Raw genomic sequence first — 14,343 nt, forward strand, 5'->3', positions numbered from 1 at the left:
CCGACACCGAGGATGATGGTGGAGTGGCGGCGGGGACGGGGACTTCGGGGCCGTAAATGCCCATTTGGCGGCCGGTTTCGGCGGTGTTCGTGACCTCCTCGTAGAGGTAGGCGAGCAGGTCCGGGTCCCAGATCGGTTGTTGGGCGGTGGCTTTCGCCAGATCCCAGCCGTGGATGACCAATTCGGTGAGGACCATGCCGCCCGCCAGGTGGGCCGGGAGTTCGCCGGTGTCGAAGGGGGCCGAACCGGTCCACGCCTCGGGGACGCTCCAGGCGGCCGCGGTGGCGGTGACTCGCGATTCGAGGGCGCGAGGCCAGTCGTCGGGGGTGTGGCCGGTCTCGGGGCCGTCGGGGGCGGGCGTGGGCTGCTTGTTACCGGCCCCTTCCAGTACGGGGCTCCAGTGCAGCAGGTGGCTGATCAGCGCGCGGACGTCGAACTCCCGGCAGGGGGTCGGAGCGTCCAGCTGATCGGGCTTGATCGCGTCGATAATGGTGACCATGGTTTGTGCGGCGCGGGCGGGAAGTTCGCTGGGGTTCATGCCTTCGAGTCAAGCAACCGCCCCGGGCCGGAGGATTGAACAAACGCGACAGAATCCGGTTCGGCGGTGAGAGATTCCCGGGAGCTGGCCGGTGCGTGGCGGCGTTCGCAACGCCACGACCGCATCGCCCCCTCACCCGATCTCGCGGCGTACGTCGATCATTTCTGGACGGTCGAGTGGCACTACGAAACCCCTTACCGTCAGCTGATCGTCCCGCTGCCCAATGTGCATCTCACCTTCGGTGACGGCGGTGCCGTCGTGAACGGTGTGCGCACCCGCTATCAGACCAGGGTCCTGGCGGGCGACGGCCAGGTCATCGGCGTCGCCTTCCGCCCGGCGTGTTTCCGCCCCTTCCTCGACGCCCCGCTCACCACCATCACCGACCGGGAATTGGCTGCGTCCCAATGCCTTCCGGCCGCTCCCCCGGAGGCACCGACCATCGCCGCGATCGAGGACTACCTCCGCGCCTGCCTGGCGGCCTCCGCCCGGCCGCAGCCGGACGGTGCGCCGATCGCCGAGGCCGCCCTGGGGGCGATCATCGGCGACCCCGGCGTCACCACCGTCGCGACCTTGGCCGACCGCTTCGGCGTGAATATCCGCACCCTGCAACGCGCCTTCGCCGAACACGTGGGCGTCCCGCCCAAATGGGTGATCCGCCGCTACCGCCTCCACGACCTGACCGAACGCCTGGCCCGCGGCGAGGAACCCCGCTGGTCGGCCCTCGCCGCCGAACTCGGCTACGCCGACCAGGCCCACCTCATCCGCGACTTCAAATCCATCTTCGGCGAATCACCGGAGTACTACCGCCAGCGGTACTAGCGGTTCAGATCGCCTCGATCTGGCGTAGGCGATGGACCGGCAGCCGACCGTCGAATCCGGTGGGCTGGACGGCCTCCAACACGCCCTGCGTGCAGCCGTTGGTGAATCCGGTCCACGCGCCGGAGAGTCCGCCCAGCGCGGCGCCGGTCACGATGCCCATCGGGCCGCCGAGCACGCCGGTCAACGCGCCGGTGATGGCGCCCACCAGCGCGGGCAGGACGGCGGCGGGCAGTCCGCGCTCCAGGCAGGCGTCACCGAGTACACCGCCCTGTCGAACCAGATCGGCGACAACGGTCGCGCCCTCGCGCAGTCCGCCCTCGACGCTTGCCGTCAATTGTCTACCGCCGCTGTCGATCACGAGTTTCAGGGCGCGGGTCTCATCGTCGACCCGCAGCGCCAATGGCAGTCGCTCGAGCCAGCGCCCCGACTCGTCCACGACATCCACGGCATGACCGGCCTGGTCCTCGACAAACCGGCCCGCGGTCAGCGCGACGACCGCCCCGGCCTGCTCGAGATTGAGCGCGAGGATCTGCGCGGCATTCGTCACCGGTCCGGCCTCGGCCAGCTCGGACGGGCCGATCGTCAGCGCGCTGACGAGCAGCGACGGCAGCATCACCGCCGGAAGCCACCGCACCTGACGCATCGCCTCCTCCGGAAAGCCCCGTGGCACGAACCGGACCCGACGCTATCGGAGATACCGGCGGATTCCGGCCCGGCGGTTCAGCGTGTCCGGAAAAATCCCGGGCCGTTCGGGCAGGAGAGGTGAGCTGCCCGAACGGCTCCCCGGGGGTCAGGTGGTTCGGGTGACGGCGGGCGGGTTCCAGGTGCCGTCGATAACAGGCTGGCCCGGCCAATAGGTGCGGAGCAGCAGGTTGAAGGGGCCGGACGCGGGGGCCGGAAGCCAGTTGGATTCCTTTGCCGGACCCGGGTTTTCGCGCTGGACGTAGATGTCCACGGAGCCGTCGGGGTTCTTGGTGAGGTGTTCGCCGCGCACGGCGTAGCGGTTGATCGGGTTGTCGATGAAGAAGCCGCGATCGTTGTACATGGTCAGCGACCAGAAACCCTGTACGGGCGGGATCTGGTCGGCGGCGAAGTGCAGGACGTATGGGTTCGCGGAATCCAGCTGGGTGTTCTTCGCGTCGACGGTGGTGGCGGGATAGATGGCGTCCTGCGGCAGGTTCGCGCCCAGACCCACCCAGTCGACGGACGCGCGGCCGGCGTAATCGGTTCCGTAGTCGCCGATTCCGCTACGGTTGATTTTCCAGCCGTTGACCTCATCCTTGCCCGGGATGACCTCGATCTGCGAAAGCGCCTTGGGCCATGCCTGTTCCCAGCGGGTGCGATCGGCGGCGGGCAGGGAGCCGAGGTCGAGTTTCTTGTCCGGCGTCCAGCCGATGGTGGCCATCTTGTCGAGGAACGGCTTGTCGTCCGGACGGGGCTGGTTGTGAGAAAGACTGTCGTAGTACAGATCCCAGTACTGCTGGGGCGTCAGGTCGTGAATGTACTTGGCGACCTCCACATCCTTCGGCCAGTCCGGGTGCGTTTCGCTGGTCTGCGGCGGCGTGTAGGCGGTGCCGTACGCGCTGAGCGGGACTATCGACATCTCCTTCTGGATGGCGACGACATTCGGGACGTCCTCAGGACCGTCGACCATGATGCGGCCGAGCATCCAGCCCGAGTCGGTGGGCAGCCGGTATTCGTGCACACCCTCGGGCAGACCGCCGTGGAAGTTCGGGCCGACGATCGCGAATTTGTAAGCGCCCACATTCGCGCCGAGCGTGCGCGAGCCCGGCGCGGCATCGACATTGGTCCACATGTCCAGCAGCGGGAACAGGTGATACCGCCCGTGCATATCGGGCACGCTGACGATCAACGGCTCCTTGGACACGTCGAAGAGCATGGACGCGTAGAGCGTGTCGACATTCGGCCGCACGACCTTGGTGAAGTTCGCGTCGGGCAGGAAGTTCAGCGGGGCAAGCTGATTCATCGGCGCGACACCCAGCGACGGGTCCGGGGCGGGCACATTGGTCTGCTGCCGCCGCGTCACCTCCATCGTCACCAGCGGATAGCTGTAGACGTAGGCCTGCACCGCCAGATCATCGGCGGACGGCGCGGCCGACGAACTCGTCGCCGAGGACGAATCCGAGGAATTCGACGAGCAGGCCGCCGTCACCGCGAGCGCGGCTACCAGTCCCACCGCCATGACCACCCGGGTCCGCCGGGCTTTCGAACTGCTGAACACGCATCCTCCTGATTGGATTCACTGTCGAGCGCAGCAAGAACAATGGTGCGAATGTCGCGATCTAGCGAACATCTAGCTACATACTGGGGCCATGGTCGGAGCTCGGCTTGACTTCAGGAGACACCTTCTTGATTCACGGGGACATCGCGCTGATTCGCGGCACCGCGCTACAGGGCTATCCGGAACTGGTCACCGAACTGGGCGCGAACCCCGACACGCTCCTGTCCGCCATGGCGATCTCCCGCACGGCGGTCGGCGACCACGACTCGTTCCTGAGTTTCCGAGCCGTCCTGGCCGCCCTGGAAGCCGCCGCCGAAACCACCCGGACCATTGATTTCGGGCGACGGCTGGCCGCCCGCCAGGGCATCGAGATCCTCGGCCCGCTGGCCGCGGCGGCCCGCACCGCACCGACCACCGGCGCCGCCTTCGCGGCCCTGAGCCGGCATCTGGCCGTCTACACCTCCGCGATCTCGGCGGGCATGACACGGCCCGCCGAAGCCTCCGCGGTGCGCTGCGAATTCCGGGTGCTCGTCGAAGGATTGCCGCCGCACCCGCAGAGCATCGAGCACGCGCTCGGCATCGCGGTGCGCACGGCCCGGACCATTATCGGCCGGACCTACACCCCGATCTCGGTGCATCTCCCCCACCGCCCGTTGGCACCCGAACACGACTATCGCGAATACTTCGGCTGCCCAGTGCGTTTCGCCGAACCCTTCAGCGGCTTCCTGATGCGCCCAGAGGACCTCCTCCGCCCACTGGCCGCCGACACCGCCGTCCGCACCGTCGTCGAGACCTACCTCGACTCGCTCACCCCGCCACCCGGCCGCAGCATCACCGGACCGGTCCGAGCACTCATCCGGCAACTCCTGCCCACCGGCACAGTGGACCGCCACCTCATCGCCGCCCAGCTGGCCGTCCACCCCCGCACCCTGCAACGCCGCCTCGCCGAGGAGGGCATCACCTTCACCCAGCTCATCGACGAGACCCGCCGCACCGAGGCCGAACGCTACCTTCGCGACACCGACCTCCCCCTGGGCCGCCTCGCCACCCTGCTGGGCTTCAGCGAACAGAGTGCCTTCTCCCGCGCCTGCCACCGCTGGTTCGGCACCTCGGCGACCAACCACCGCAACAGCATTCACACTCGACGGACGACAGCTACATGAAGCTGCTGTCCATGCTCAGGCCCAGCGCGGCGTCGCCGCCGGTGATGATGGGCTGGCAGTTGCCGTAGCCGACGCCGCCGCCCACCGGGTCGGTGACACGCACGACGGTGTCGCGGATCTGGTGCAGCCGGCGGGCATTGTCGTAGGTGGAGCAGTCGGCTATGCGCTCGCCGTCCAAATGCGTTCCGGGGCCTTGCCATTCGCCGTGGTAGCGGCCGTCGAAGCCGTGGTAGAGGCCCGCGCCGAGATGGAAGCCGGTGTCGGAGACGACCTCGATGTCGAGGGTGCGGGTGACACCCTCGACGTCGGTGGCGTGGATGCGGCCGCCGAGCAGTCGGCGATTGTCCTTGTGGAAGCGCAGTTCCGGGGTGAGGTCGCGCCAGCGCACGGTGCGGCCGTCCGGGTATTGCAGGCCGCCCATGACGGTCTTGGAGGAATAGCCGGTGACCTCGATGATCTGGTAGTGCAGGTGCATGCCGTAGCGGCTGCCGTCGGGTCGTTCCAGCAGGATCGGGGACCAGATCATGCGGAACGACACCTCCGGCGGCAGCTCCATCGCCTGCACGTCCGGGCGGGGCTGACCGACGTCGTAGCGCACACCCCACGAGTGATCACGCGTGGAAACCCAAGTGTCCGGCGTGATCTCGGTGCGCTCGCCGTCGATGTCAACCCAGCCCGAGGCGACGCCGATCTGGTGGTAGCGCACCAGATCGGCCGACACCCGGTAGCCGGTGCGCATATGCGTCCGGTCCTCCAGTTGCGGCGGCAGTTCCGCGGTGAAGGTCCAGTCGAATGCGATCGGCTGAATCTCGTTGGGCTCCAGGATGAATCGAATGCTCTTCAACGCCTCGACCACCTCGTACCGCACCGGCCCGACGACCGTGCGATCCGGTTCCGGCAGCAGTTCGCGATTGCCGCGCACGGTGATCTGCTCGACGCCGCGCGAGATCCCCGCGTACCCGTCCATGACATTGCGGTTCAGGTACTTGCCGAGCCCGAATCCCAACTGCAGACTGCCATCCCGCGCCGCCGCCATGGCGCACACCTTCTCCGTCCAGGACAGATCATTGCTGGCGACGGTGCCGAAGGTATCCGCGATCTGATGGTTGAAACCCTCATCCGCGGGAAGCAGCGGGCCGATCGATTGAGTCATGAATCGGGCTTACCGGGACGATTCACACCCGTCCACAGGCGATCCCGCTCATCGGCCGCAGCGCCGGGGCGATCTCCTCACCCAAGCGGTGCAGGGAGTCCTCGACCCATTGCCGAGGCAGGCCACCCCAGTCCACGAGCGCCTGGACGCGGTCGAAGCGCAGGACCTCGTGCAGTTCGGCGAGTTTGGCGGCGACCTGTTCGCTGGTTCCGATCATGAGGTGCTGGCCGGGCCGCAGGCCGTGCTGGAATTGCGCCGGGGTGACGGTGAATCCGCCGCCGCCGGGGTGTTTGGGGCGCAGGAAGTCGTAGTAGTAGGGGTAGGTCGCCGCGGCGGCGGCCTCGGTCGGCGCACCGAAGTAGTGGAGCGCGACGCCCAGCCGGAGCCGATCCGCGTGGCCGGACTGCTCACCCGCTTCGCGGTAGATCTCGGCGAGCGGAAGCAGTCGTTCGTACGGGCCTCCGATGTAGCCGAGAATCATTGGCAGCCCGAGCCTTCCGGCGCGAGCGGCACTCGCGGGAGTACCGCCGACACCCAGCCACACCGGTAGCGAATCCTGCACCGCACGCGGGGTGACGGCCGCGTCGTCCAGGTCGGGCCGGAATTTCCCGCGCCAGGTGATCGTCGGCTCGGATCGGATCCGCAGCAACAGGTCCAGCTTCTCGGCGAACAGTTCGTCATATCGACCCATGTCCGCGCCGAAGAGCGTGAACGGCTCCGGATAGGCGCTCCGCCCGGCAGTGATCTCGGCCCGCCCCGCGCTCAGCAGATCCAGGGTGGCGAAGTCCTGGTAGACGCGAACCGGGTCCAGCGCCCCCAGTGTTGTGACCGAGCTGGTCAGCCGAATTCGCTTGGTACGCGAAGCGATCGCGGCCAACACCACAGCGGGCGAGGACACCGCGAAGTCCTCGTTGTGATGCTCGCCAACCCCGATGTGGTCCAGCCCCAGCCGATCGGCCAGCACTCCGAGCTCCACTATCTGTTCGATCCGCTCCGCGACGGTGCGTGGCGTTCCGTCCACGGTCCTCGGTTGCACATCGCTCAGCGACGCGATCCCGATCTCTATCCGACTCATATCGACGACACTATAGATTTCATAGTGCACTATCAAGAGTGATGGTAACTACGTCATGTAAAGATGGGGGCATGAGCGAGCCGGACTTCCATTCCGCGATCGAGCTGATCGGCAAGCGCTGGACCGGCGTGATCCTGCAGCATCTGCTGGCCGGCCCCGCCCGGTTCAACGAACTGCGCGAACGCATTCCGCGCATCACCGACGCGATGCTGTCGCAGCGGCTCAAGGAGCTCGAGGCCGCGGAGGTGGTCGAGCGGCAGGTCACCGTCGCCCGGCCGGTCGAGATCCGCTACGCCCTGACACCGATCGGGACGAAGCTGGAACCCGTGCTCGCCGCCGTCCTGACCTGGAGCAAGGAATGGGCGGCGGCGCACACGCGACCGGAGCTATGAGGACAGCTTCGCCTCGCCGTTGGAGGCGGGCTCGACCTTCAGGGCGGGCAGCAGGGATTCACGCGCCATCGAGGTGAGCGTGCCCGCCTGCTGGATGATCTCGGCCAGCGCCGAGGTGACACCCTGCGCGCCATTGAGCACGGTGAACTGCCCCACGTGCTCGAACGGCTTGGCCGCCGCCGCAACGATTTCCGGCAGATTCTCCGCGACCTGCTGGGCGATCACCGCCTCCTGGTTCTTGCTCATCGCCTCGGCTCGCTGCTGGATGCCGGCCGCCTCGGCCGCCATGCGGGCGCGCACCGCCTCGGCCTCGGCCAGCCCGCGCGCCTGAATGGCGTCGGCCTCGGCCTGACCGGTGAGCCGGGTCGCCTCGGCCTGCGCGGCCGCGCGCACCTTGATGGCCTCGGCCTCGGCGATGGCCTGCATCTTCGTCTGCGCCGCAGCGGCTTCCGCGCGCAGCCGGGTCTCCTGCGCGTCCGCCTCGGCCTGGCTGATGCGGGCGTCGCGGCCCGCGGTGGCGAGCGTGGTCTGCCGGTAGGCCTCGGCGTCGGCGGGCTTGCGGATCTCGACCTGGAGCTGCTGCTCCTTCTGCTGCGCCTCCAACTGCGCGACCCGGGTCGCGACCTCGACCACCGCCTGGCGGGCGGTCGCCTCGGCGAGCGGACCCTGCTGCTGGGATTCCTTGGTGGCCCGATCCACCTCGGCCTGATATCCGGCCTTCTTGATCTGGGTGTCGCGGACGGCGAGCGCCACCTGCGCCTGGGCCGCCTGCTCCTGCGCGATGGCCTCGCGCTCGGCCTTGGCGCGCGCGATGCGGGCGTGCTGCTCGACCTCCACCTGATGCGGAACCGCCAGGTTGGCAATGTAATTCGACTCGCTGGCAATAGACTGGATCTGGAACGAGTCGATCACCAGGCCGAAGGATTCCATCTCGTGCGAGCAGCGGTCGCGGACCTGTTCGGAGAACTTGTCCTGATCGCTGATCATGTCCTCCACGGTCATCGAGCCCGCGATGGCGCGCAGGTGACCGATGAAGACGTTCTGCACCTTGGTCTCCAGCTCGTCCGCGGGCCGGTCCAGGAAGCGGCGGGCGGCATTGGCGATCGAGCCGTAATCGTCGCCGACCTTGTACATCACCACCCCGGTGAGCGCCAGATTGATCTTCTGGCGGCTCACGCACGGCACCACGATCTGGGATTCGTGCGCCTCCAACGAGATTCGCCGCACCTTGGTCAGCCCGGGGGCGACCAGGCAGCCGCGCCCGGTGACGATGCGGAACCCCATGCTCTCCCCCGAGCCGCCCGGCCCGGTCCCGGCCCGGAAGCCCGAGATGATCAGCGCCTCATCGGGTTCGGCGACCCGCCAGGCCATACGAAACAGAGTGAACAGCAATGCCAGCAAAAGGACTGCGGCCCCGACCACGACAAAGACCAGGACGTCCACGATGCACCTTCATTTCACGGGAACGACTTCGACAGTGCGACCACCCAGACTGTCGGTCACCAGCACCTGGGCATGCTTGGGAATCGTCGCTTCACTGTCGGCGGCGCGGGCCAGGAACCGTTCGGTCCCGAACCGCACCTCGATCACGACCTCGCCGAGATGGCCGGGCGTGATAGCGGCCGTAACCCGCGCGTATTTGCCGATCACGTCCGCCGCCATCAACCCCACCCCCCGGAACCGCAGATGTTCGACAACCACACGCTAGGCCCGCTCCGAACCGCCGACAACATCTTTACGAAATCCTTGCGGGCGGCCGAATTCGCACCATTCGCACCGTGATCGAATCGTGTCGGGTGCGGTGGTTAACATCGTTTTCGATGCATGCCGACCTGATGCTCGACGCACTGAACGGCCTGTCCGTGGGTGACGCGGTCGGGGCCGAATTCCCGGTGCTCCGCCGCCCGCTGACCGACCTCCACACCGGCGAGCTGCCACCCGGCCGCTGGGAGTGGACCGACGACACCGAGATGGCCTGCTCGGTCGCCGCCGAACTGCTCGAACACGGTGCGATAGACCAGGATCGGCTGGCCGCCGCCTTCGCCGAGCGCATCGACCAGCGCCGCGACTACGGCTTCATGACCGTCGATTCGCTGGGCCGTATCCGCGGTGGCGCGCCCTGGCGGGAGGTGAGCGCGGGCGCCTTCGGCGGCCAGGGTTCGTGCGGCAATGGCGCGGCCATGCGGGTCGCGCCGCTGGGCGCCTTCTACGCCGGTGACCCGGAAAGGGTTGTGGCGGAGGCGATCCGGTCCGCCGAGGTGACCCACGCCCATCTCGAGGGCCTCATCGGGGCGATCGCCGTGGCCCTGGCCGCCGCCACCGCCGCGCAGGCCCGCCTCACCGGAATCCGCCCGGCCCCGGACGAATTCATCACCACGGTCCTCGAACGCCTGCCCCGCAGCGAGACGGCCAGCCTGATCCACCGCGCCCGCGCACTACTCGGAGCCTCCGCCGAACAGGCCGCCGCCGAACTGGGCACCGGCATCCGGGTGACCGCCCAGGACACCGTCCCCTTCAGCTTGTGGGTCGCCGCAACCCATCTCGCCGATTACCGCGCCGCGATCGCCACCTGCGTGGCCGCGGGCGGCGATACCGATACCACGAGCGCCATCGTCGGCGGCATCGTCGCGACCCACACCGGCGGCCCACCGCCCACCTGGCTGGCCGCCCGAGAACCATTGCCCGACTGGCTCGAACAGGCCAGGCACCGGCGCGCCGCTACCGATCCGAAGCGGCGTTGGTGGTCACTTCGCCGGTAACGGTGCCCGTGGCGGTGTCGCGGTCGAGCTGATCGCCGAAATGTTCGCTGAGACGGCGTAGTTCGGCCGTGAAGTGCTCGTATTCGGCGGGTTCGTAGTCGGGCAGGATGCGGGCCTCGTTGGCCAGGTGCAGGCGGAAGACGCGGTCGACGACCTCCATGCCGTGGTCGGTGAGGCGGACGCGGACCGAGCGGCGGTCGCGGTCGTCGCGGACGCGTTCGACCAGGCCCTTGGCCTCCATGCGGTCGATGCGGTTGGTGACCGTGCTCGAGGTGACCATGGCCGACTTCAGCAGCGCGCCCGCGGTGAGCTCGTAGGGCGGGCCCGAGCGGCGCAGCGTGGTGAGCACATCGAACTCGAACACCTCGAGGTCGTGCTCGGCGTAGAAGTCCTTGAGCGCCTTGTCCAGGACGCGGGCCAGGCGCTGGATGCGGCCGACGATGCCGACGGGCCACAGGTCATCGGCCAGATCGGGCGATTCCGCGCGCCACAGCTCCACGATCAGGTCAACGCTGTCCATGCGATCGATCCTTATCTCGATGTCGAGAGAGTTGACATCGACATTGTTCGGATGGTTTTATCTCGACATCGAGATTACCTGATGAAGAGGAGCCGCGACACATGGTCGCCATCGCACACCCCACAGCCGCCGCACACACCACCCTCACTCCCGTCCGCGTGCCGAGCTCCGTCCGCGATATCGCCCTCACCGCGCTCGCCCCCGCCGCCTTCGGCACCGTCTACGCCGCCACCTCCGAACTGCTGCCGCCCGACCGGCCGCTGCTGGCCGGCGTCATGCGCGCCCTGCCCGCCGGACTCGTGCTGCTCGCCGTCACCCGCACCCTCCCGCGCGGCGAATGGTGTTGGAAGACAACCGTTCTCGCCATGCTCAACTTCGGCGCGTTCCTCCCCCTCATGTTCTTCGCGGCCTACCGCCTGCCCGGCGGCCTGGCCGCCACCTTCGGCGCGCTGCAGCCGCTGATCGTCGCCGGTCTCGCCCTGCCACTGCTCGGCAGCCGGACGCCCCGCGCGGTCCTGCTCGCCTCGGTCGCGGTGGTCGGCGGCGTGGGCCTGATGACCATGACCGCGAGCACCATGCCCGATCCGGTCGGCGTGGCCGCCATGCTGGCCGCGATCTCCCTGGTCGCCCTGGCCATCGTGCTCGGCAAGAAGTGGGGTTCGCCGGTCCCGCCGCTGACCATGGCCGGTTGGCAGCTGACCATCGGCGGCCTGGTGCTGGCACCGCTCACCCTGGCCATCGAGGGCCTGCCCGCCACCCTGACCGCCTCGAACATCCTGGGCTTCGCCTACATCGGCCTGTTCGCCACGGTCATCGCCTACACCCTGTGGTTCCGCGGCATCCAGCGCCTGGCTCCGACCTCGGTCTCACTGCTCTCGGCCGCCAACCCGCTGGTCGCGACCGCCATCGGCTTCCTGTTCCTGAACGAGTCCCTGACCGGTTGGCAGACCGTGGGATTCGCCGTCACCCTCGTGGCACTGGTGGCCGGGCAGACGATGCCCGCCCGGACACACCGGTAGGTCCGTCAGTGTCCGGACTTGGCCAGCGCCACGGTATTGACGACGAGCAGGCCGACCAGGGTGGCCGCGAAGGCGATGGCGGCGGTGGTCGCCGAATTGGAACCCGCGGGCACGCCGGAATCGTCGAGATGCTGTCCCTGGGAATAGAGGAAGAAGCCGATGGCCATGCCGCCGAGCGCCCAGCCCACGGTCAGGGACCGGAACAGGATGTGCGGGCGCAGGAACACGGTGAGGGCGGGCAGCGCCGCCAGCGCGGCGGCCGAGATCATCAGCCAGCCGTAGTCGTTGCGGAGGAAGTGCCAGACGTCCTGGTCCGGCAGCCGGATGAAACTCACTGCCGCGCAACCGGACAGCGACAGCAGCAGGGTCACGATCGACGAGGGGTCGCGGGGCAGCCGGAACCCGATGTCCGGTGTGTCGCCGAGCATCAGCGCGGTGGCCGCGAGGACCCCGGCGAGGGTCAGCGACGCCGCGCCGAGGGCGGCACACTCTTCTCCCGAGGCACCGCGAATCGCATCCCCGACCAGCGCGTAACTGTCGCGGGTCCACACATGGTTCAACCGCAGCAGCACGACTACGCTCCACGCCCCCGCCGCGGCCGTTCCGACGATGAGCATGGCGCTGACCTCCCGGGGCAACCCGGGAAGCAGCGTCCGCAACCCCGCCGAGGATCCGGTGATCCACCCGGCGATCACGAGGCACCACATGAAGTAATGCCCCTGGTAGATAACGTAATCCACGTTCTGATCGACCTCGTTGTATCGAACGAACGGCGCCAGCAGGCCTACCGAGGACAGCACCGCGCCGATGATCGACAGCAATCCGGCCAGCAGGATGACGAAATCCGGTACCCGCTCCCGCAATCCGCGGCGATCGGCGGCGAGCTGCGCCCGCGCGGCCCGCACTCTCGGCGGGTGCGCCGAGCGAATCGTCTTTTCCGCGTGGACATTCCGCGGTGATCCGGCATCGGCCGGCCGCGGTGTGTCGAGCGCGGCCCGCGCGGCCGCCGCGAAGGCGGCGCAGTCGGGGTAGCGGTCATCGGGGTCCTTGGCCATGGCCGTCGCGATGACCTCGTCCAAGCCCGGCGGCAGGTCCGGCCACAGTTCCGAGGGCCGCGGCGGCGGCGCGGTGAGGTGGGCCGAGATGACGGCGGCCTGATCCGAACGCGGGAACGGCACTCTGCCCGTGAGGATTTCGAAGAACGCGCAGCCCAGCGAGTAGATGTCGGCCCGATGGTCGGCGGGCGTCTCGCCGAAGCGCTCCGGTGCGGCGTAGGCGACGGTCGCGGTGGTGCCGGTGAGGGTCAGGGTGTCGTCGAAGGCGCGCGCGATCCCGAAATCGGTGAGCACCGCGCGCCCGGTCTCCCGATCCGACTGGTCCACCAGGATGTTCGCCGGTTTCACATCGCGATGCACGACGCCCTGGCGGTGCGCGTAGTCCAGCGCGCTGCCCGCGTCGGCGATCAACCGCACCGCGGCGTGCGCGTCGAGCCGTCCGCCCGCCCGTTCCATCAGCGCGGTGACATCACCGCCGTCGATGTATCGCATGCAGAGCCACGGGATTTCGTCCTCCGGCGCGCTGCGGTCGTAGATCGGCACGATGTCGGGATGCTCGAGCCGGGCCGCGAGCGCGGCCTCCCGATCGAAGCGCGCCCGCCCCTTGGAATCGAGCGGCAGGGCCGTGCCGATGGCCATCCCGCCGAACACCTTCAACGCGACATCCCGGTCCAGGCGCGGATGCCGGGCCAGGTACACCACCCCCATACCGCCCGCCCCGAGGACCCGCTCGATCCTGAATCCAGCGAAATCCGCTCCCGGATCGAGCCGCATCACCGATGCCCCTGTCACTTCGTGTCCGCCAAGCCGAATTCCCGTATACCAGCAGACCATTCGCAACGCCACCGCACCGGCCCGCACGGCCGCCCACCGCGGCGCGCATGATTGACCCATGCTTCCCACCGACCACCTGGATCGGGCGGACCCCCGCCCCGCCGTGATCGACACGCCCCTCGGCATCGTGGGGTTCTCGGTCGCGCTCGGCGACGAGCAGCTGCCGAGCGCGCCGGATACCGTGTGGCGCTTGCCGAACGGCGCGCAGCTGCACCGCTGGCAGCGCCGCGCCGCGACGGTCGATCTGCTGATCGGCAGCCTCGAACTGCCGGCCTGGGACGGCGGCGCCCCGGTCCCGATGTGGGCCGGGATCTGGCAGGTCACGGCCCACGCCGGGGTGCCCGCGCTGACGGTCGGGGCCGAGCTGACCGACCTGCCCGTCGGCGCGCACGGCGGCCCCGACTCCGCCGAATGCCTGGCCGCGGTCAGCGTCGAGAACGAGCATTTCATGGTGTCGATCGGCGGCGCGGACACCGAACTGCTGGCCATGCAGGCCGCCGACGGCCGCCTGCTGCCCGCCGACTGGGCCGACGTGCTGCCCGCCGACGGGGACGACACGCACACCGAATACGGTGTGCGCTACCGCGATCCGGCCGCCATCGCCTGGCAACTGCCCGGCCTGGCCGACGGCGAGATCGCCCGGCTGTGCGTCGCGACCGCCTGGTGCCCGCGCGACGACGACCGTCCCGCGGCCTGGTTCGCGATCGACGTTCCGCTCGACACCGTCTACCTGCACCTCACCGGTCACTGATACCCGCGCCCGGCCCACGCCGG

15 protein-coding genes are annotated in these 14,343 nt (G+C 68.7%); 6 read left to right on the plus strand and 9 right to left on the minus strand.

Annotation, left to right across the window (positions count from 1 at the left end; genetic code table 11):
• A partial coding sequence (locus ACAM49_RS05340) for a TIGR03086 family metal-binding protein (protein ID WP_369634323.1) occupies positions 1-538 on the minus strand: 538 nt, incomplete at its 3' end.
• A gap of 66 nt (positions 539-604) precedes the next feature.
• Here ACAM49_RS05340 and ACAM49_RS05345 point away from each other — a divergent pair.
• A complete protein-coding gene (locus ACAM49_RS05345) occupies positions 605-1,357 on the plus strand; it encodes a DUF6597 domain-containing transcriptional factor (protein WP_369634324.1) in 753 nt (250 codons plus the stop codon).
• Positions 1,358-1,361: 4 nt separating this feature from the next.
• Here ACAM49_RS05345 and ACAM49_RS05350 read toward each other — a convergent pair whose 3' ends face one another.
• Together ACAM49_RS05350 and ACAM49_RS05355 are read right to left on the minus strand one after the other, a co-directional pair.
• A complete protein-coding gene (locus tag ACAM49_RS05350; RefSeq protein ID WP_369634325.1) occupies positions 1,362-2,000 on the minus strand; it encodes a hypothetical protein in 639 nt (212 codons plus the stop codon).
• Positions 2,001-2,147: 147 nt separating this feature from the next.
• Positions 2,148-3,599 carry a DUF1254 domain-containing protein gene (locus ACAM49_RS05355; protein WP_369634326.1) on the minus strand — a complete coding sequence of 484 codons (1,452 nt, stop codon included), beginning with the start codon at positions 3,597-3,599 and terminating at the stop codon, positions 2,148-2,150.
• A gap of 107 nt (positions 3,600-3,706) precedes the next feature.
• Here ACAM49_RS05355 and ACAM49_RS05360 point away from each other — a divergent pair, with 107 nt between their 5' ends.
• Positions 3,707-4,762, plus strand: a complete 1,056-nt coding sequence (locus ACAM49_RS05360; RefSeq protein WP_369634327.1) for an AraC family transcriptional regulator ligand-binding domain-containing protein — start codon at positions 3,707-3,709, stop codon at positions 4,760-4,762.
• On the opposite strand, the gene ACAM49_RS05365 is transcribed toward ACAM49_RS05360, so the two are convergent.
• A complete protein-coding gene (locus tag ACAM49_RS05365) occupies positions 4,755-5,915 on the minus strand; it encodes a hypothetical protein (protein WP_369634328.1) in 1,161 nt (386 codons plus the stop codon). The genes ACAM49_RS05360 and ACAM49_RS05365 overlap by 8 nt on opposite strands.
• Positions 5,916-5,937: 22 nt before the next feature.
• Positions 5,938-6,990 (minus strand): LLM class flavin-dependent oxidoreductase, encoded by a 1,053-nt coding sequence (locus ACAM49_RS05370; protein ID WP_369634329.1) that lies wholly within the window; start codon positions 6,988-6,990, stop codon positions 5,938-5,940.
• A gap of 71 nt (positions 6,991-7,061) precedes the next feature.
• Between ACAM49_RS05370 and ACAM49_RS05375 the strand changes: the two genes are divergently transcribed.
• The gene (locus ACAM49_RS05375; protein ID WP_040812392.1) at positions 7,062-7,382 is read left to right on the plus strand and encodes a helix-turn-helix domain-containing protein; all 321 of its coding nucleotides are present in this window, start codon (positions 7,062-7,064) and stop codon (positions 7,380-7,382) included.
• Here ACAM49_RS05375 and ACAM49_RS05380 read toward each other — a convergent pair.
• The gene (locus tag ACAM49_RS05380) at positions 7,377-8,825 is read right to left on the minus strand and encodes a flotillin family protein (protein WP_369634330.1); all 1,449 of its coding nucleotides are present in this window, start codon (positions 8,823-8,825) and stop codon (positions 7,377-7,379) included. The genes ACAM49_RS05375 and ACAM49_RS05380 overlap by 6 nt on opposite strands.
• Positions 8,826-8,834: 9 nt before the next feature.
• The gene (locus tag ACAM49_RS05385) at positions 8,835-9,044 is read right to left on the minus strand and encodes a hypothetical protein (protein WP_369634331.1); all 210 of its coding nucleotides are present in this window, start codon (positions 9,042-9,044) and stop codon (positions 8,835-8,837) included.
• A gap of 158 nt (positions 9,045-9,202) precedes the next feature.
• Between ACAM49_RS05385 and ACAM49_RS05390 the strand changes: the two genes are divergently transcribed.
• Positions 9,203-10,141: an ADP-ribosylglycohydrolase family protein gene (locus ACAM49_RS05390; RefSeq protein WP_369634332.1), complete on the plus strand. Its 939-nt coding sequence runs from the start codon at positions 9,203-9,205 to the stop codon at positions 10,139-10,141.
• On the opposite strand, the gene ACAM49_RS05395 is transcribed toward ACAM49_RS05390, so the two are convergent.
• Positions 10,101-10,661 (minus strand): MarR family winged helix-turn-helix transcriptional regulator, encoded by a 561-nt coding sequence (locus tag ACAM49_RS05395; protein ID WP_369634333.1) that lies wholly within the window; start codon positions 10,659-10,661, stop codon positions 10,101-10,103. The two genes, ACAM49_RS05390 and ACAM49_RS05395, sit on opposite strands and share 41 nt — an antisense overlap.
• A 101-nt stretch (positions 10,662-10,762) precedes the next feature.
• On the opposite strand from ACAM49_RS05395, the gene ACAM49_RS05400 reads away from it, so the two are divergent.
• Entirely contained in the window at positions 10,763-11,680 is a 918-nt protein-coding gene (locus ACAM49_RS05400) for an EamA family transporter (RefSeq protein ID WP_369634334.1), read from the plus strand.
• 5 nt (positions 11,681-11,685) lie between these two features.
• Here the strand turns inward: ACAM49_RS05400 and ACAM49_RS05405 are convergent, their stop codons facing one another.
• Positions 11,686-13,527, minus strand: a complete 1,842-nt coding sequence (locus ACAM49_RS05405) for a serine/threonine-protein kinase (protein ID WP_369634335.1) — start codon at positions 13,525-13,527, stop codon at positions 11,686-11,688.
• 100 nt (positions 13,528-13,627) lie between these two features.
• Here ACAM49_RS05405 and ACAM49_RS05410 point away from each other — a divergent pair, with 100 nt between their 5' ends.
• Positions 13,628-14,320 carry a hypothetical protein gene (locus ACAM49_RS05410; protein ID WP_369634336.1) on the plus strand — a complete coding sequence of 231 codons (693 nt, stop codon included), beginning with the start codon at positions 13,628-13,630 and terminating at the stop codon, positions 14,318-14,320.
• Positions 14,321-14,343 lie beyond the last annotated feature (23 nt).

It is taken from the genome of Nocardia sp. JMUB6875 (assembly GCF_041154655.1).
Classification (GTDB): Bacteria; Actinomycetota; Actinomycetes; order Mycobacteriales; family Mycobacteriaceae; genus Nocardia.